Source organism: Salinimicrobium sp. TH3 (assembly GCF_026676115.1).
Taxonomy (GTDB): Bacteria; Bacteroidota; Bacteroidia; order Flavobacteriales; family Flavobacteriaceae; genus Salinimicrobium.
Genome location: NZ_JAPONB010000003.1, coordinates 96,203 through 112,987, shown reverse-complemented (window position 1 = coordinate 112,987; position 16,785 = coordinate 96,203). Strand labels below are relative to the sequence as shown.

The following is a 16,785-nucleotide window of genomic DNA, read 5'->3' as shown; positions in this document are numbered from 1 at the left end:
GGTTTATTTTAGAGCTCAATACTTTCCCCTGTCTCCAGCAACATGAGGTCTTTTCCTTTTTCGTAAAACTTTCTTTTTGCCTCCTCATGATCAATCTCTATATACCCAAAGGTATCATAATGGCAACCTAAAACTTTATCGCACTGCACAAAATCACTAGCAATAATTGCATCTTCAACCCCCATTGTGAAGTTGTCACCAATAGGAAGAATAGCAAGGTCCAGTTTGGTGTGCATTGGGATAAGTTTCATATCCATAGTGAGGGCGGTATCACCGGCGATATAAATATTCTTATGTTCCCCCTCTATGACAAAACCGCCGGGTTGGCCACCGTAACTACCATCTGGAAAGGAGCTGGTGTGAATCGCATTTACGTACTTCACAGTGCCAAATTCAAAGCTCCATTTTCCGCCGTGGTTAAGTGGATGTACTTCCAGGCCTTTATTCTCATAATGGGTAGCGATTTCAAAATTGCTAATTATTACAGCTCCCGTTCTTTTGGCAATGGCTTCGGCATCGAGCGTATGATCTTGATGTGCGTGCGTTAGCAGAATATAATCTGCCTTAAGATCATTAATATTTATCTTGTCTTTTACCTTTTCATTACCCGAAATAAATGGGTCGACCAAAAGATGAATTCCCTTAACTTCAATTGAAAATGTGCTGTGCGCGTAATGAGTGATTTTCATGATGTGATGTTTTCCAAACAAATTACAAAATCCTGACGGAAAGACCTTCCGAAAAAGCCATTTTTGGAACCTATAATATTTGGCCTATTCCAAACAGAACAGCCAATAAGAAAGTTCCTAAAGCCAGGGTCTTAAGTTCTGGATCCAGCAGAACGGGATTGGAATTTTCCATAACCCTTTTCAAGTGAAGCAGTAATGGAACAAAGGCAATGAGATACAAAAGATCATCCAATCCCGTGAAAGAAAACGCCGAATAAAGAATAATACAGGAGAAAGCCGCCAGCAGGAGAAAGTAATGATATTGCTTTGCACGAGCTGCCCCCATTTTTACTACGAGCGTATTCTTGCCGGCTTTAGCATCGGCAGCCCTGTCCCGCATATTATTAAGGTTAAGCACCCCCGAGCTAAGGAATCCAAAAGTAGCAGCCGGTAAAAATACCCGCCAGTCCCATTCAAGAGCATAGAGGAAGTAGCTGCCGTAGACCGCTACAATCCCAAAAAACAAAAAGACAAAAACATCTCCCAGTCCCCGGTAACCGTAAGCCGAATCCCCTACAGTGTACTTAACCGCTGCAGCTATGGCGGCTATTCCTAATATTAAGAACACAATTCCATAGAAAAGACTTCGCGTTCCAAATGCTATGTATATAAGGGCGACCGCAAAGAAAAAAGTAATTATTCCTGTACCCAGCATACCCCAGAACATTTCTTTCCTGGTAATCATCCCGCTTTGAAGTGCCCGTAGGGGTCCTACCCTGTCTTCATTGTCTGTACCTTTCACGAAGTCTCCATAGTCATTGGCGAAATTCGAGAGGATTTGTAGCCCAAGTGTAGTGGCCAGGGCCAGGGCAAAGATCACCGTATTAAATACATCGTGAGCTACGGCTATAGAACTTCCCACTAAAATTCCTGAAACTGAAAGCGGAAGCGTCCTTAATCTCGCAGCACTTACCCAGGTATCTATTGTTGCCATACTAATTAAAAATTTTTACAAGCAGTTCTTTTAAAAGATCTCCCTGCGGCACATTGGCAGCCCCTACTCCTTTTCCCTTCATATCGGCTTCCCTCAAAAAGGAAATAATACTACTCACCTTTTTCATATTGTAATTCCGCGCGGCAGAAACGTAGTCTTTTACAAAGAAACGGTTGACCTTAAGGACCTTAGCAACATTGGCTTCAGATTTATCATTAAGAGCATGATATTGCTGCAATTGAACAAAGAAACTAAACAACATACCCACAGTCATCACCATAGGATGGTCTTTCTCATTTTGAGAAAAATAGTTTATAATGCGGTGGGCTTTAAAATTGTCTTTACTACCAATCGCCTTTCGTAGTTCAAAAACGTTAAAATCTTTACTTATACCAATATTTTCCTCAATGAGTTCGGGAGTAATTGCAGTTCCCTTTGGAGCAATAAGCTGAAGCTTCTTTAGCTCATTATCTATCTTGTCAAGTTGATTTCCTAAAAACTCCAGGAGCATTTGTGCCGCCTTGGGAGCCATTTGATATCCGCGGGTATGCATCTCCTTCTGTATCCAGTCTACTACCTGGTTCTCATAAAGCCTTTTGTTTTCGTAAACAACCCCCGTTTTAGCAATGGCCTTGTGCAGTTTCTTTCGCTTATCCAGCTTTTTGTACTTATAATTAAAGACCAAAACAGTCGTGGGCTGCGGGTTTTCTGCATAAGCTACCAGTTGTTCAATGGTACGGGAAAGATCCTGGGCTTCTTTTACTATAATTACCTGGCGTTCGGCCATCATAGGAAAGCGTTTGGCGTTACCAACAATTTCATCTACGGTCACATCGCGACCGTAAAGCACCATCTGGTTAAAACCTTTTTCTTCTTCCTGCAACAGGTGATCTTCAATATAATCTGAAATTTTATCAATAAAATACGGCTCCTCTCCCATTAAAAAATAGATAGGTTTGATATCTCCTTTTTTAATGGCAGTCACAATACTTTTTACGTCATCCATTTACAGCTGGTTTTCGGGAGGGGATATAAAGAATTTTCTTCTGAAAAGTTCTACTTTTGAGCATGCATACACTTAACTTCCCCCGGTACTCATTTCGGTTCAAAAATAGCGAAAATAAAGTAGCTGTTTTTGATGAGCTTCGGAAAAAATTTGTTTTCCTTACCCCCGAAGAATGGGTGCGACAACACGTGGTGCAATTTCTTATACAGGAAAAGAAATTTCCAAAAAGCCTGCTCAATGTAGAGAAACAACTTAAGGTCCACGATCTCATTAAAAGGTACGACGTCCTGGCTTACCGACCCGATGGCAGCATTCACCTGGTGGTGGAGTGTAAAGCAGCTTCTGTTCCCGTAACCCAGGAAACTTTTGACCAGATCGCCCGGTACAATCTCGCACTGCAGGCAACTTACCTTATGGTTACAAACGGACTGCAGCACTACTTTTGCCAACTGGATTATGAGGCCGAAAAATATCACTTCCTCCCCGATCTTCCAGAATGGAGTTAAAAACACCCATTTTTGACACCCGGTAATGGAAGAGCTTAAAATCTCTCATTTTTGCTTTAATTTGCAGCAGTGAAAATAGCAGTAGTCATTCTTAACTGGAACGGAAGAGCATTGCTTGAGCAGTTCCTCCCATCGGTAGTTAATAATTCTTCTGAAGCCACTGTCTACGTAGCCGACAATGCTTCAACAGATGATTCTGTCCCGTTCCTGAAGAAGAATTTTCCGCAGGTAAAGATCATTCTCAATAAGGTCAACGGTGGATTTGCCAAAGGTTATAACGACGCCCTACGGGATCTTAAGGAAGATCTCTTCGTACTCCTTAACAGCGATGTGGAAGTCACCCCGGCATGGCTCCCGCCATTAATTGCCGAAATGGAAAATGATCCAGCCGTTGCGGCGCTCCAGCCAAAGATCCTTAACTACCGTAAAAAGGATTTTTTTGAATATGCAGGTGCCGCGGGAGGTTATATTGATGCTTTGGGATATCCATACTGCCGTGGCAGGATCTTTGAAACTCTTGAAAAAGACCTTGGGCAATATGACGATATCCGAGAAATCTTCTGGGCCACCGGGGCCTGTATGATGATAAGAAGAAATGCCTTTTTTGAGGCAGGTGGGTTTGATGAAGATTTCTTTGCTCACCAGGAGGAAATTGACCTTTGCTGGAGACTTTTTAATAAAGGCAAAAAAGTAAAAGCAGTGGGTGCATCCCGGGTCTTCCATCTTGGTGGCGGCACCTTAAATTCTATGCACCCCCGCAAAACCTTTTTAAATTTCAGGAACAGCCTTTTTACGGTTCTTAAAAATGCTCCCAAAAAAAAAGTTTTTATGCTGCTTTTCCTTCGATTAATACTCGATGGCCTTGCCGGAATAAAATTTTTAATCGCCCTCCAACCCGCTCATACTATTGCCGTGCTTAAAGCACATTTGGACTTTTACAGGCATTTACGAAAAATGTGGAATAAAAGAATTTCTTCTTCCAAAAACATAAAATATTACCACACTTCCTCCGTTGTACTTGCATATTATCTGCAGGGTAAGAAGACTTTTAAAGAAATGGAAAATATTTGAATTAAGTACTCTTTAAATTTCGCCGTGCCAACAGAATTTGTATTTTTGACACGTTTAACATTTAATCACAACAATTAAGAATTATGAAAAAATTCATGCTTTTATCGGCAACTGCTGCCCTCCTTTTTTCTTCATGTGTTTCATCGAAGAAGTATGCCGAGCTCGAAGCTCAACAACAGGAGACACAGGACAAGCTAAACACTGCCACCGTTAAACTTAACTCCTGTTTAGACGAAAAAGAACGTCTAAACCAACAAATTGGACAACTGAGCAATCAAAATACTGCTTTATTGAACAACGTTGGAGATCTTGCTACTTTATCTAAAAAAGAAGCTGAAAATCTTGAACGTTCTTTAGAAAGCATCAAGGAAAAAGATATGAAGATCCAGCGTATGCAGGATGCTATTACTAAGAAGGATTCAGTAACGCTTGCTTTGGTAACCAGCCTAAAAGGTGTGCTTGGAAACATGAGTGATGAGGACATCCAGATCAACGTAGAAAAAGGTGTTGTTTATGTATCTATTTCTGATAAACTACTTTTCGAAAGCGGAAAATACAATGTATCCGACCGTGCTAAAGAAGTACTAGGTAAAGTTGCTACAGTAGTGAAGAACCGTCCAGACATCGAGTTTATGGTAGAAGGTCATACAGATGACAAGCCAATTAGAAACGCAGTGCTTCAGGACAACTGGGATCTTTCTGTTAAGAGAGCAACTTCTGTAGTTCGTGTATTGCAGGAAGATTTTGGTGTTCAGCCACAAAGAATGACTGCTGCAGGAAGAAGTTACTACGTACCGGTTGCAACTAACGAAACTGAAGAAGGTAGAGCCAAGAACAGGAGAACACGTATTGTGATCCTTCCAAAACTTGACCAGTTCTACAATCTTATTGAAGAAGGTATGCAGACTGCCAAGTAAGCAGAAATCATTATATACTTTATAAAAGCCCGGCAGTTGCCGGGCTTTTATTTTAACATATTAATTTTCAGGCGATTCCATTTTTTAAGATTTTTTTAGTTAGATTCGACACTTTATTAATCAACTAAAGTTTATTATGTTAAAAAGTTTCAACAAAATTGCTCTGTTCTCTTTGTGCGTAGGCATCATTAGTGTTTCCTGTGAAAAAGATACAGAAGTGGAAGAAGTGATGGTTTCTGGATCTCCCGTTATGAATGCATCTCATTCTACATTAAATGTAGATGCGAAGGCCGCAATCAACCCTGATTTGACTGTTAATCCCGTTACCTATGATGGTCACAATCTTAGAAATGATGTTTTTAAAAAGAATGCTGTAGAACCTACTGATTGTAGCCCAACGGCGTTTAACAGCGAAATCAACAAAGTTATCCAACCGTTCTTCTCAGACCCTTTAGCTCTAACTTATTTTGATTTATATCTTGATTTAAATTTTTACATATCTTACCTCGATACTTCTGAGCAATATTTCGGCGAAAATGGTGAGTACACAAATTTCATGGCAAAAAGAGTCCGTGATCTTGAAAGATTTTGGGATATGCCTAATGAGATTCGTGTTAATGGCCAGCACACTGCAAGTTTGAACGATCGTGATAAATTGGCTAGTGTCTATATTTTCGTAGGTCTTTCGTCTGAAGTGGCCTATGCTAATGCAGATTTTCTTCTCTCAGTTAACGAGGCCTCACCTGTACTTCCGGAATCTCCATATTTTGCTATGGACGGATTTGCCACAGCAGGAAATCTTATTGTAATAGGTGATGGTATAACATCTGTTCTTTCCAGAACCGGAATCGATGAGGGTATTGTCTGGACTGGTATTCTTGCTCATGAATGGGCTCACCAAATACAATTCGACAACTATTCAGTATGGTATCCTGAAGGAGCTGCAGATAATCAACCCGAAGCTACCCGATACACGGAATTAGAAGCTGACTTTATGGCCTCTTACTACATGACTCATAAAAGAGGAGCGACTTATAACTGGAAAAGAGTAGAGCAGTTCTTCGAATTATTTTTCAACATTGGAGACTGTAGCTTCAAGAGCAACGGTCACCACGGGACACCACAGCAAAGAATGGAAGCCGCGCGTTTAGGATATGAATTGGCTAACGATGCTCAAAAGCAGGGACATATTTTAACCGAACAGGAATTACACGAAATTTTTGTTTCTGAGGTTATTGATGCTGTTGTAGCTCCAGAAGTAGGACCGGAATTTGTTACAAAATAATATTTTTATTTATACAGTATTAAAGCCCGGCAGTTGCCGGGCTTTTTGTTTTGTTTTCTATTTCAATACTTCCTTCAGCCTATAATTCATTAGCCTGTTCTGGAAAAGGTGCCTGCTATTTTGCAGTAATAAAGTTTTTCTCAAAGCACGTTATATCCTAATTGATACAGAACCTAAAGGATTTCAATACTACCTTTCCCTTCCCGTATAACTTCAGGTTCGGTGGTGGTAAGATCTATTACTGTAGAGGGAATATTGTCCCCATAACCGCCATCAATGACGATTTCTACCAGGTTATCCCATTTTTCAAGAATGAGTTCGGGATCTGTGGTGTATTCCAACACCTCATCATCATCACGAATGGAAGTGGAAACAATTGGATTACCGAGTCCGCTTACAAGTGCCCGGCAAATATTATTATCGGGAATACGAATTCCTACTGTTTTCTTCTTTCTAAAAACTGCTGGTAAATTGCTATTTCCGGGAAGAATAAATGTATACGGCCCAGGCAGGTTCCTTTTCAGGATCTTAAAGGTCCGATTATCTATTTGCCTCACATAATCGGAAAGATTACTCAAATTTTCACAGATAAAAGAGAAATTTGCCTTTTCAAGTTTTACACCCCTAAGCTGTGCTATGCGTTCTAAAGCCGCATTATTTGTTATATCACATCCAAGTCCGTAAACCGTATCTGTGGGGTAAATGATAAGGGCACCATCTTTCAAAGCTTCTACAACTCTTTTTATTTCTCTCGGATTTGGGTTCTCTTCATAGATCCTGATTAATTCTGCCATAATTAGTTTAGTTTAAATGCCTCCAAAAATTACGAAAATTCGGTACCATTTAATAATGGTTTCACAGAAAATTAATCATTCCTCTCCACCTCGCTCTCAAGTTTGAGAACTTCATTACCGTTTTCCTGCTGAATGAACAGAGCTTTATTGTCTGGCTTTCCCTTGCGGGTAACCTTCGTCCCTTTAATAGTGTGAGTAATTTCGTGATCAAAAGTGTTCTTTACCTTTCCATGTGCAACCCCTTTGCCCCACTTCCATTTTACTGCTGTGCCTTCTCTAATCATTTTTATTTTAAATATAAAAACACAAAAGCATCTAACCTAAAGAATAACAATTACTTAACCTCAGGACAGCATTTTCAGTTTTGCAAATTTTAGGAGCAGTTTCTTGATTCCACCTGTCTCAAAGTCGATTTCGGCCTTTTTATCCTGGCCCACGCCTTCAATACTTAAAACCTTTCCTTTCCCAAAGCGCATATGCTCCACTTCATTGCCGGCTTCCAGTTTTATGACCTCTGCAGAAGGAGCCGAAGTCTCTGGCGTGGTGGCAGGACGCAGCTTTCTTAACTTTCGCAGCTGCTCATCCGTAGGTTTATGCGACGGCGGCGGAGTTCCTTTGACTGGTTTGTTTTGGCGGAACTTGCTCTTGTCTACCTCACCAAATATATCGGTATCGATAAGCGGCTTGTACTTGTAGTCATCCTGCGGAATCAAAAAATCGAGGAACTTTTCATCAATTTCCTCAATAAAACGACTGGGCTCGGCATCCACCAGTTTTCCCCATCGATATCTCGATTGTGTATAGGTGAGAAAAGCTTTTTTCTCGGCCCGGGTGAGAGCCACATAAAACAAACGACGTTCCTCTTCAAGTTCAGATCTTGTATTCATACTCATGGCCGAAGGAAAAAGATCCTCCTCCATTCCCACGATATACACATAAGGAAATTCCAGGCCTTTAGCGAGATGTATGGTCATAAGAGCAACACGGTCATCATCCCCGGAGTCCTTATCCATATCTGTAGCCAGAGCTACATCTTCCAGGAATTCGGTAAGGGAGCCTGTAGCATCGGCTATCTCTTTCTGGCCTTCCACAAAATCCCGTATCCCGTTAAGCAGTTCCTCTATGTTCTCTATCTTGGCAATACCTTCGGGTGTACCATCCTTTTTTAATTCCTGAAGAAGTCCGGTTTTTTTAGCAACGGTTTCAGCAAGAGTAAAAGCATCGGCAGTTTCATTCATGATCTGGAAGCTTTTTACCATATTGATAAAGTTCTCCAGTTTATTTTTCGTGCCTTTGTTGATCTTCAGGTCAATTTTATCGAGGTTCTCAATCACCTCATAAATGGACCTTTTATAGTGGTTTGCCGCAATGGTAAGCCTGTCTACCGTGGTCTGCCCAATTCCGCGGGCAGGAAAATTGATCACCCGTTTAAGGGCTTCCTCATCTTTGGGATTGATCACCAGCCTTAAGTAAGAAAGCACATCCTTTATCTCTTTCCGTTGATAAAAGGAGAGACCACCATAAATTCGGTATGGAATGTCTTTTTTCCGCAGAGCGTCTTCCATGGCTCTACTTTGTGCATTGGTTCGATAAAGAATGGCAAAGTCACCATTGTTCATCTGGTTCTCCATTCGGGTTTCAAAAATAGATCCTGCAACAAACCTTCCTTCTTCCCCATCTGTAAGCAAACGGTTCACCACGATCTTTGGACCGTCATCATTGGCTGTCCATACTACCTTTTCAAGCCTGGTCTTATTCTTTTCAATAATGGAGTTGGCGGCTTCAACTATATTTTTTGAGGAACGGTAGTTCTGCTCAAGACGATACATTTGTACGTCATCATAATCCTTCTGAAAGTTGAGAATATTGTTGATGTTCGCCCCACGAAAGGCATAAATACTTTGTGCATCGTCACCCACCACACATATATTCTGAAATTTATCTGAAAGGGCTTTTACGATAAGATATTGGGAGTGGTTGGTATCCTGGTACTCATCTACCAGAATATACCTGAAGCGGTTCTGGTATTTGTGAAGTACATCGGGAAACCTGTTAAGTAATTCATTGGTTTTCAATAGCAGGTCATCAAAATCCATAGCTCCTGCCTTAAAACACCTGTCCACATACTCCCTGTAAATTTCACCCAGCCTTGGCTTTTTTGACATGGCATCGGCTTCCATTAATTCGGGATTTTGAAAATATGCCTTAACAGTGATCAGGCTGTTTTTATAAGAGGAGATACGGGAATAGACCTGTTTATATTTATAAACATCTTTATCCAGTCCCATTTCCTTAATAATTGCGGAGATAAGGCGCTGGGAATCCTGAGTATCATATATGGTAAAATTGGAAGGGTAACCCAATTTATCGGCTTCAAACCTTAGCATCTTTGCAAAGATGGAGTGAAATGTTCCCATCCAAAGGTTTTTCGCCTCACTGTTACCTACAATTTTAGCGATTCGCGTCTTCATTTCCCGTGCCGCCTTGTTAGTAAATGTTAAGGCAAGAATATTAAAAGCATCCACCCCCTTGCTCATGAGGTATGCAATCCTGTAAGTAAGCACCCGGGTCTTCCCCGATCCCGCACCTGCAATCACGATCATCGCCCCATCCTTCTGCAAAACAGGGGCCCGCTGAGCATCATTTAACTCGGCTAAATATTTTTCCAATTCTAACTTCTTTTAAGGGGTGAAAATAATTAAAATGAGGCAAAAATTAAGCCGTCAACTCATATCTTTTTAAGATTTCTCATCGATTGATTTTCCCATTTTACATTTTTTTTAAATAAATATATTTTGGAGGTGCAGCTATATGGAGTAACTTTTATTTTTTGTCAAAAATGTGGTTTATGGATAATGTTTTGGAATTTTTGGGAGATATCTCCTGGTGGATGTGGCTTCTTATTTTTATTGGGCTAGTTGTTATTTATGACATCTTTATAAACAAGAAACACACCATCCTCCATAACTTCCCTCTGGTTGGTCATTTTCGTTATATGCTCGAAAGCATTGGACCCGAATTAAGGCAGTACATCGTGGCCGGAAACCGGGAGGAACTGCCCTTTAACCGTATAGAACGAAGCTGGGTCTATGCATCTTCCAAAAATGAGAATAACTATGAGGGATTCGGGACAGATCAGGATATCTATGATGTAAATTACATCTTCATCAATAATGCAGTCATCTCTTATTACATGCCCGAAAAACACATTAACAGGGAAGATCCATACTTTGTAGCATGCGCAAAAGTAATGGGAGAGTTTCACAAACGCCGCCGGCCCTTTCGTCCTGCATCGGTTATCAACGTTTCAGCGATGAGTTTTGGCTCCCTTTCTGCCCGGGCAATTGAATCTTTAAACAGAGGCTGCAAAAAATCCTATGCTTTTCACAACACTGGAGAGGGCGGGCTATCACCTTACCACAAAAAAGGAGCAGATGTGGTTTTCCAGATTGGAACAGGGTACTTTGGTATTCGCAATGAAGACGGCAGTTTTTCAATGGAAAAACTTGTAGAAATGGTAGAGGAATACCCCAGCGTGAGGGCTATTGAAATTAAACTTTCCCAGGGGGCGAAACCGGGAAAAGGTGGAGTGCTTCCTGCTTCGAAGATCACTCAGGAAATTTCTGAAATAAGGCATATACCCTTGGGAAAAGATGTCCTTTCACCACCAGCACATAGTACCTTCAATGATATGCAGGGATTGGTAGACTGGATAGAAGAAATTGCCGAACACACAGGCTTACCCGTAGGCATAAAAGCAGCGATTGGAAAACTGGATGAATGGCGGGAACTGGCAAGCATTATGGCCGAGACCAACCGGGGACCAGATTTCATTTCCATTGATGGAGGAGAAGGAGGAACCGGGGCTGCCCCTCCCAGTTTTGCAGATCATGTTGCCCTGCCCTGGATCTATGGATTTACAGATATTTACAAGATCTTCCAGGCAAGGGATCTTACCAACCACATAGTTTTTATAGGTAGTGGCAAACTTGGTTTTCCCGCAAAAGCAGCCATGGCCTTTGCCATGGGAGCCGATTGTATCAATGTGGCCCGGGAAGCCATGTTAAGTGTTGGTTGTATACAGGCTCAATCCTGTCACACCAATACCTGCCCCACAGGTGTGGCAACGCAGAACCGCTGGTTACAGGCAGGTATAAATGTCAAGGACAAAGCAGAACGTGTTAATTATTATTTCAATAATTTTAGGAAGGAACTACTCGAAATCACCCACGCCTGCGGATATGAACATCCTTGCGAATTTACCATGGATGATGTGGAGATCAACTTAGGCGACAGGTTCATTGCCAAAACACTTGCAGAAACTTTCATGTATAACAAAACAAAAGTTCCGTTTGATTCTGTTGCTACTTTGGCAGGATGTCCTAACTTAGGCGGCTCGTACCGAAAAGGCAAAGAAACCGATGTGAAGGAAGTAGAAACTGAAGACACCTCGGTAGCAGATCAATAGTAGACCTATGACAGAAGATTCAATTTTACAATTGCTGTTCTATCTTTTACCGGCAGTTGTTGTTGGCGTTATCGCTTTCTATTTTTTCAACCTCCACACCCGTAATGAGGAACAGCGCAGGCGTTTCCTGCTTCACAAAGAAACTCAAAAACATGCATTGCCTTTGAGATTGCAGGCCTATGAAAGAATGGCTCTTTTTCTGGAGCGCATCGCGCCGGGTAATTTACTGGTGAGGATCAAACCTTCCGGAAGTGATAAAGAAGCCTATTTAAACCTTCTTATAAAAGCTATTGAGCAGGAATTTGAACACAACCTTGCTCAACAAATCTATATAAGTGATGAGTGTTGGAACGTAATAAAAGCATCTAAAAATGCAACGATCACCAATATTAGGAAAACTTCGGCTCGCGAGGAAATTACTACTGCAAACGAGCTAAGACAGCAAATTGTGAGTTCTCTCATTGATCAACAGCCACCCAGCGAAACCGGTCTTTCTTTTATTAAAAAGGAAGTAAAGAATCTTTGGTGATTCCGGTGGGTTTACATTTTCATAAAAACTTACTTTTGCAAAAATTAATATGATGAATAAATTCTTCTATTCAGTTGTCTGCATTCTCTTTATAATTTTTGGAGCGTGTAAAAATGAAGCGGGTGAGCCCTCTGTTTCCAAAAAAAAGGTTGTTGAAAAACAAGAGAAGACTACCAAAACAAATGCTCGACAGGAACCATGGTCCGAGCAGCAACTACTGGAACCAAGGGATCTTGCACAAATCGTGGGGAACTCCCAGGATAGTCTGGTGATCTTTAGCCTTGGTGCGGGCGGTATAATTCCGGGGTCAAAAGACACCGGTCCATCCGGAGAAGAACAGAGCCTTAACAACCTGAGGCAGGAACTGGAAAAACTTCCGAAGGATTCCGATATTGTGATCTATTGTGGCTGTTGTCCTTTTAATAACTGTCCCAATGTACGTCCTGCTTTTACTCTGCTTAACGAAATGCAGTTTACTAACCATCAACTGCTCAACCTGCGCGATAATATAAAGGTAGACTGGATAGATAAAGGTTATCCGGTTGCGAATTAACTATTGAAGCTCTGCCAGTAGTTTATCTAAGTGCAGGGCTTTGGAAAACATTTCCAGTGAGCCATCCCTTTTTCGGGGCCATTCTTCTTTAGGGCGGTCATAATAAAGCTCTACTCCATTCCCATCGGGATCATTGAGGTAAAGTGCTTCCGAGACCCCATGATCTGCAGCACCCGTTAATGGATATTCGGCATTAAGAAGCCGCTGCAGGACCTCTGCCAACTCTTTTCGTGTTTCATAAACAATAGCTGTGTGATAGAGCCCTACGCCACTCTTTACAGCTTCGGGAGCTCCTTTGCTGTGCCAGGTATTAAGTCCTATGTGATGGTGATACCCCCCGGCCGATAAAAATGCTGCCGAATCGCCTATCCTTTGTGTTACCTCAAATCCTAAAATCCCATTGTAGAATGACAAAGCTCGTTCCAGATCTGAAACCTTTAAGTGGACGTGACCAATTCTAGTTTTCTCAGGTACTCTATATTTCTCATTTGCTGCCATCAACCTTTTTTTATTCAGATAAACCGGGAACAAAAATTTCTCAACCGCTCTTCACTTCCTGAATTTTAAAGATCTATCAAAAATGGCATTTTTAAAAGCTATTTCTGAAGAAAATTTGTTCCTATTACTGGTGCTTTTGCCTGAAATTCAAGGAATAAGAAGATATACGCTTAAGTTAAGCTTAAAAAAACTTCTGCTCCCTCTTAAAAATAAATTTCTGTTAGCTTTCTGAATATCTTCCCGAATTAGAATAAATTCATATTAATCAACTTCTTCATTATGCAAACAATTTTAGGAGCCGGAGGTCCGGTGGCGAATGCCCTGGCCCGGGAATTAAAAAATTATACAGCAGAAATAAGGCTGGTAAGCCGAAGTCCTAAAAAAGTCAATCCAGGTGATGACCTGGTTAAGGCCAATCTATTAAAACCGGGAGAAGTTATGAAGGCCGTTGAAGGCTCTGAAGTCGTTTTTCTCACCGCCGGTTTACTCTATGATCATAAGATATGGCGAAGAGACTGGCCGGTAATTATGGAAAATGTGATAAAGGCCTGCGAGAATTACAATGCTAAACTGGTATTTTTCGATAATGTCTATATGTATGATAAAAAGGAGATCCCGCACATGACAGAAGAATCACAGATAGATCCTCCTTCAAAAAAAGGAAAGATACGTGCAGAAATTGCAGCAAAATTAATGCAGAGGGTACAAGCCGGAAAGTTGAAAGCACTCATTGCCCGCTCAGCCGATTTTTATGGTCCGGAAAGTGCCGACAATAGTATATTGATGGAAACAGTATTTAAACCTCTCTCAAAAGGCAAGAAAGCAAACTGGCTGGGAAAAGCCGACAAACCTCACTCCTTCACCTACATACCCGATGCCGCCAAAGCCACTGCCTTACTTGGAAATTCTAATGAGGCCTTCGGGCAGATATGGCATTTGCCAACTGCCGCCAACCCTCCCGCAGGAAAGGAATGGGTGGCAATGATCGCCACCGAGTTGAATATGAAATCAAAATACCGGGTGGTGCCAAAATGGATGGTATGGATCATGGGCTGGCTTATGCCCATTATGAAAGAAACCGTGGAAATGATGTACCAGTATGACCGGAATTATGTTTTTGACAGCAGCAAGTTTGAAAAGAGCTATAACATAAAACCTACTTCCTATAAAATGGGCATTAGGGAAGTGATTAGCAGGAATTTCAAATAAATTGAAATAATCTTTTGAAAAAATTGAGAGTTGGAAATGGGGAGATTAAATTGGATAAAAAAATGGATCGGTAATCTGCCGGATCAAAAGGCTTCTTAAGAATCTTTAAGAGCAGATTAACAATAACTTAACCAACGGTACACCTTCAGCAGTTGGCAAAATCTACTTTTCTTTGGAAATTGTCAAAAACTCCGGTATGATCTCCATTCAAATTGAAAACAATATTGTTTATACTGTTGCAGAGGGAAAATTAACCAATGAAGATTACGAACGTCTTATCCCATTGTTGCAGGAGAAAGTAAGAAGCTTCGGAACTATTAGATGGTACTTTGAAATGAAAGAATTTGAAGGCTGGAGTCTTAGTGCTATGTGGCGGGATATAAAGTTTGATTTTAATAACCTGGAGAACATGGAACGTATTGCCATGGTAGGGGATGAAAAATGGGAAAAAGAACTAACTCAATTAATGAAACCATTTACAAAGGCTACCATCAAATATTTTAGTTTAACAGAAAAAGACGAGGCTAAAAATTGGATCAAGAAGATAGAAGAATAATCACCGGCGACTCTTATAACACCTGGGCAGCATCATATGACTCTATGGAAAATAAAACCCGAGACCTGGAGGGAGATGTACTGCGCAATACTTTTTTAAATCCGCACTACGGTAACATTCTGGAGCTGAGTTGTGGCACAGGAAAGAACACCGGCTGGCTTTCAAAAAAAGCCGATTTTGTTAAAGCAATAGATCTATCTGCTAAAATGATCGCCAAAGCTAAAGAAAAAGTAAAGGCAGAAAACGTAGAATTTATTGAAGCCGACATTACACTTGACTGGCCTGTAAAACCGGGTTGGGCAAACCTTATCACCTGCAGCCTTGTGCTCGAACATGTCGAGGACCTTAATTTTATATTTGCTGAAGCCGCAAGAGCATTAAAAAGAAATGGGAAATTCTATATGTGTGAGCTTCATCCCGGGAAACAGTACGCCGGTAGCAGGGCCAAATTTGAAACCGGGCAGGGAATTCAAACACCACCTGCCTTTATCCATCATCTCTCCGACTTTCTAAATGCTGCCAAAGAAAATAAATTTAATTTACTGGATCTCAACGAGCATTTTGATGATGATGACTCTAAAAACGTGCCCCGCCTGCTATCTTTGGTCTTCGAAAGTGGAATCTAACTTACCTGATATTCCTTTTCGAAAACCGCTGAAAAGAATCTGAACGTATCTTTTGCTTTTTCAATAGCTTCCTGTTCTTCAATTTCTGAAAAGTCATATTCCTCCAGCTCTTGCTTAAAATTCTTCCATTCCAGAAGATTCTCCTTATCACCACTAAAGAAATAGTGCCGGTTAATTTCCTGTAGGGCGGTACATTTTTCGAGGTTCTTTGCCAGGACCATTCCGCCCAGGGCAGATCCTTCCACCACATATGCAGCCCCCAGAGCTTCAGCGGTAGAATGACATCTAAAAGTGTCACTTTTGAAAGGATTTTCTACAGGTACACCTAACTGTTCCAGGTCCTTTTGCAACTCCAGGTGTTTTTTTGCCGGGTAAAGCGGCAGGAACTTCTTGATCTCAGATTCGGTGTTGCTGTATGCGCGGTAATTCTGAATCAACAACAGCTTGTATGTCTCCAGATCAATATTGTGATCAATTATATGTTTTGCGAGATTCTTTTCTTCGATTTGCTCATGCAATTCCCGCGTTTCCTTCTTAAGCTTTTCTATCATCTTCATTACTCCACAAATTATTTTTCTTAATAGTCTCTTTTATTTTGCTAATATTTTGCTTTTGTTCGCGATTATCGGCATTAAGGTTATCAAGGTAGTCATAGATCTGGTTAACCGCAATTTTGTTGTTCCTAAGCCGTTCCCTTACTCCTTCCTTTTCTGAAAGTTGAAAAACCACCTTTTTTAGTAACGGCCCCAGTTTTTCCTCCAGAGTATTCATATGTTTCTTGAGTATAAAGCCCGAAGCCCCGGCTAAAATGGTGTTTGCAGCGAGCTCTTCATCATGCATAGTCCCTGTGAGGAAAATAAATGGCAGGGCAGGATTTTTTTCATGCACCAACTGTAAAATCTCAAATCCTGTGCAAGTAGGAAGATTATAATCTGAGATCACCACGTCGGGGATAAAACTATTCATTTTTTCTCTGCAGGAAGAAAGATCTTCTACCACTTCTATTTCGGGACTTTCAATAAGTTTTTGTAAAGTACGCCGGGTTATAAGCACATCGGCTTCATTATCCTCCACCAGCAAAATTCTCAAAGGGATCGTGATCATT

The 16,785-nt window shown here is 41.0% G+C and carries 19 protein-coding genes; 10 read left to right on the top strand and 9 right to left on the bottom strand.

Annotated features, from left to right (window positions below):
- Positions 1–8: 8 nt before the first annotated feature.
- The 3 genes from OU683_RS06255 to holA all read right to left on the bottom strand — a co-directional run bounded on the left by OU683_RS06255 (position 9) and on the right by holA (position 2,668).
- On the bottom strand, positions 9–689 hold the full coding sequence (locus tag OU683_RS06255; RefSeq protein ID WP_268136349.1) for a metal-dependent hydrolase: 681 nt from the start codon (positions 687–689) through the stop codon (positions 9–11).
- 70 nt (positions 690–759) lie between these two features.
- Positions 760–1,662: a 1,4-dihydroxy-2-naphthoate octaprenyltransferase gene (gene menA / locus OU683_RS06250; protein WP_268136347.1), complete on the bottom strand. Its 903-nt coding sequence runs from the start codon at positions 1,660–1,662 to the stop codon at positions 760–762.
- A 1-nt stretch (position 1,663) separates the two neighbouring features.
- The gene (holA, locus tag OU683_RS06245; protein WP_268136345.1) at positions 1,664–2,668 is read right to left on the bottom strand and encodes a DNA polymerase III subunit delta; all 1,005 of its coding nucleotides are present in this window, start codon (positions 2,666–2,668) and stop codon (positions 1,664–1,666) included.
- 62 nt (positions 2,669–2,730) lie between these two features.
- Here holA and OU683_RS06240 point away from each other — a divergent pair, with 62 nt between their 5' ends.
- The 4 genes from OU683_RS06240 to OU683_RS06225 all read left to right on the top strand — a co-directional run bounded on the left by OU683_RS06240 (position 2,731) and on the right by OU683_RS06225 (position 6,447).
- Positions 2,731–3,174: a type I restriction enzyme HsdR N-terminal domain-containing protein gene (locus OU683_RS06240; protein ID WP_268136343.1), complete on the top strand. Its 444-nt coding sequence runs from the start codon at positions 2,731–2,733 to the stop codon at positions 3,172–3,174.
- A gap of 69 nt (positions 3,175–3,243) precedes the next feature.
- Positions 3,244–4,245 carry a glycosyltransferase family 2 protein gene (locus tag OU683_RS06235; RefSeq protein ID WP_268136341.1) on the top strand — a complete coding sequence of 334 codons (1,002 nt, stop codon included), beginning with the start codon at positions 3,244–3,246 and terminating at the stop codon, positions 4,243–4,245.
- Between the two features lie 83 nt (positions 4,246–4,328).
- Positions 4,329–5,162 (top strand): OmpA family protein, encoded by an 834-nt coding sequence (locus OU683_RS06230; protein WP_268136339.1) that lies wholly within the window; start codon positions 4,329–4,331, stop codon positions 5,160–5,162.
- Positions 5,163–5,334: 172 nt separating this feature from the next.
- Positions 5,335–6,447 (top strand): hypothetical protein, encoded by a 1,113-nt coding sequence (locus tag OU683_RS06225; protein ID WP_268136337.1) that lies wholly within the window; start codon positions 5,335–5,337, stop codon positions 6,445–6,447.
- 173 nt (positions 6,448–6,620) lie between these two features.
- Here OU683_RS06225 and OU683_RS06220 read toward each other — a convergent pair whose 3' ends face one another.
- The 3 genes from OU683_RS06220 to OU683_RS06210 all read right to left on the bottom strand — a co-directional run bounded on the left by OU683_RS06220 (position 6,621) and on the right by OU683_RS06210 (position 9,910).
- Positions 6,621–7,241: an L-threonylcarbamoyladenylate synthase gene (locus OU683_RS06220; RefSeq protein WP_268136335.1), complete on the bottom strand. Its 621-nt coding sequence runs from the start codon at positions 7,239–7,241 to the stop codon at positions 6,621–6,623.
- A 71-nt stretch (positions 7,242–7,312) separates the two neighbouring features.
- Positions 7,313–7,525, bottom strand: coding sequence for a hypervirulence associated TUDOR domain-containing protein (locus tag OU683_RS06215; protein ID WP_268136333.1), 213 nt, complete (start codon positions 7,523–7,525; stop codon positions 7,313–7,315).
- A gap of 60 nt (positions 7,526–7,585) precedes the next feature.
- On the bottom strand, positions 7,586–9,910 hold the full coding sequence (locus OU683_RS06210; RefSeq protein WP_268136331.1) for an ATP-dependent helicase: 2,325 nt from the start codon (positions 9,908–9,910) through the stop codon (positions 7,586–7,588).
- A gap of 179 nt (positions 9,911–10,089) precedes the next feature.
- Here OU683_RS06210 and OU683_RS06205 point away from each other — a divergent pair, with 179 nt between their 5' ends.
- The 3 genes from OU683_RS06205 to OU683_RS06195 are packed head-to-tail and all read left to right on the top strand — an operon-like array spanning position 10,090 to position 12,791.
- Complete coding sequence (locus tag OU683_RS06205) at positions 10,090–11,709, top strand: FMN-binding glutamate synthase family protein (RefSeq protein ID WP_268136329.1); 1,620 nt, start codon at positions 10,090–10,092, stop codon at positions 11,707–11,709.
- Positions 11,710–11,716: 7 nt separating this feature from the next.
- Entirely contained in the window at positions 11,717–12,238 is a 522-nt protein-coding gene (locus OU683_RS06200; RefSeq protein ID WP_268136327.1) for a DUF7935 family protein, read from the top strand.
- A 49-nt stretch (positions 12,239–12,287) separates the two neighbouring features.
- Entirely contained in the window at positions 12,288–12,791 is a 504-nt protein-coding gene (locus OU683_RS06195; protein WP_268136325.1) for a rhodanese-like domain-containing protein, read from the top strand.
- Here the strand turns inward: OU683_RS06195 and OU683_RS06190 are convergent, their stop codons facing one another.
- Complete coding sequence (locus OU683_RS06190; protein WP_268136323.1) at positions 12,792–13,289, bottom strand: VOC family protein; 498 nt, start codon at positions 13,287–13,289, stop codon at positions 12,792–12,794.
- A 279-nt stretch (positions 13,290–13,568) separates the two neighbouring features.
- On the opposite strand from OU683_RS06190, the gene OU683_RS06185 reads away from it, so the two are divergent.
- The 3 genes from OU683_RS06185 to OU683_RS06175 all read left to right on the top strand — a co-directional run bounded on the left by OU683_RS06185 (position 13,569) and on the right by OU683_RS06175 (position 15,680).
- Positions 13,569–14,498 (top strand): NAD-dependent epimerase/dehydratase family protein, encoded by a 930-nt coding sequence (locus tag OU683_RS06185; protein WP_268136321.1) that lies wholly within the window; start codon positions 13,569–13,571, stop codon positions 14,496–14,498.
- Between the two features lie 196 nt (positions 14,499–14,694).
- Positions 14,695–15,054 carry a SpoIIAA family protein gene (locus OU683_RS06180; protein ID WP_268136319.1) on the top strand — a complete coding sequence of 120 codons (360 nt, stop codon included), beginning with the start codon at positions 14,695–14,697 and terminating at the stop codon, positions 15,052–15,054.
- On the top strand, positions 15,030–15,680 hold the full coding sequence (locus tag OU683_RS06175) for a class I SAM-dependent DNA methyltransferase (RefSeq protein WP_268136317.1): 651 nt from the start codon (positions 15,030–15,032) through the stop codon (positions 15,678–15,680). The genes OU683_RS06180 and OU683_RS06175 overlap by 25 nt, the downstream gene beginning before the upstream one ends.
- Here OU683_RS06175 and OU683_RS06170 read toward each other — a convergent pair.
- Both OU683_RS06170 and OU683_RS06165 read right to left on the bottom strand, forming a co-directional pair.
- Complete coding sequence (locus OU683_RS06170) at positions 15,677–16,237, bottom strand: biliverdin-producing heme oxygenase (protein ID WP_268136316.1); 561 nt, start codon at positions 16,235–16,237, stop codon at positions 15,677–15,679. The genes OU683_RS06175 and OU683_RS06170 overlap by 4 nt on opposite strands.
- Positions 16,215–16,784 carry a response regulator gene (locus tag OU683_RS06165; protein WP_268136314.1) on the bottom strand — a complete coding sequence of 190 codons (570 nt, stop codon included), beginning with the start codon at positions 16,782–16,784 and terminating at the stop codon, positions 16,215–16,217. Before OU683_RS06165 ends, OU683_RS06170 begins: the two co-directional genes overlap by 23 nt.
- Position 16,785: the final 1 nt, after the last annotated feature.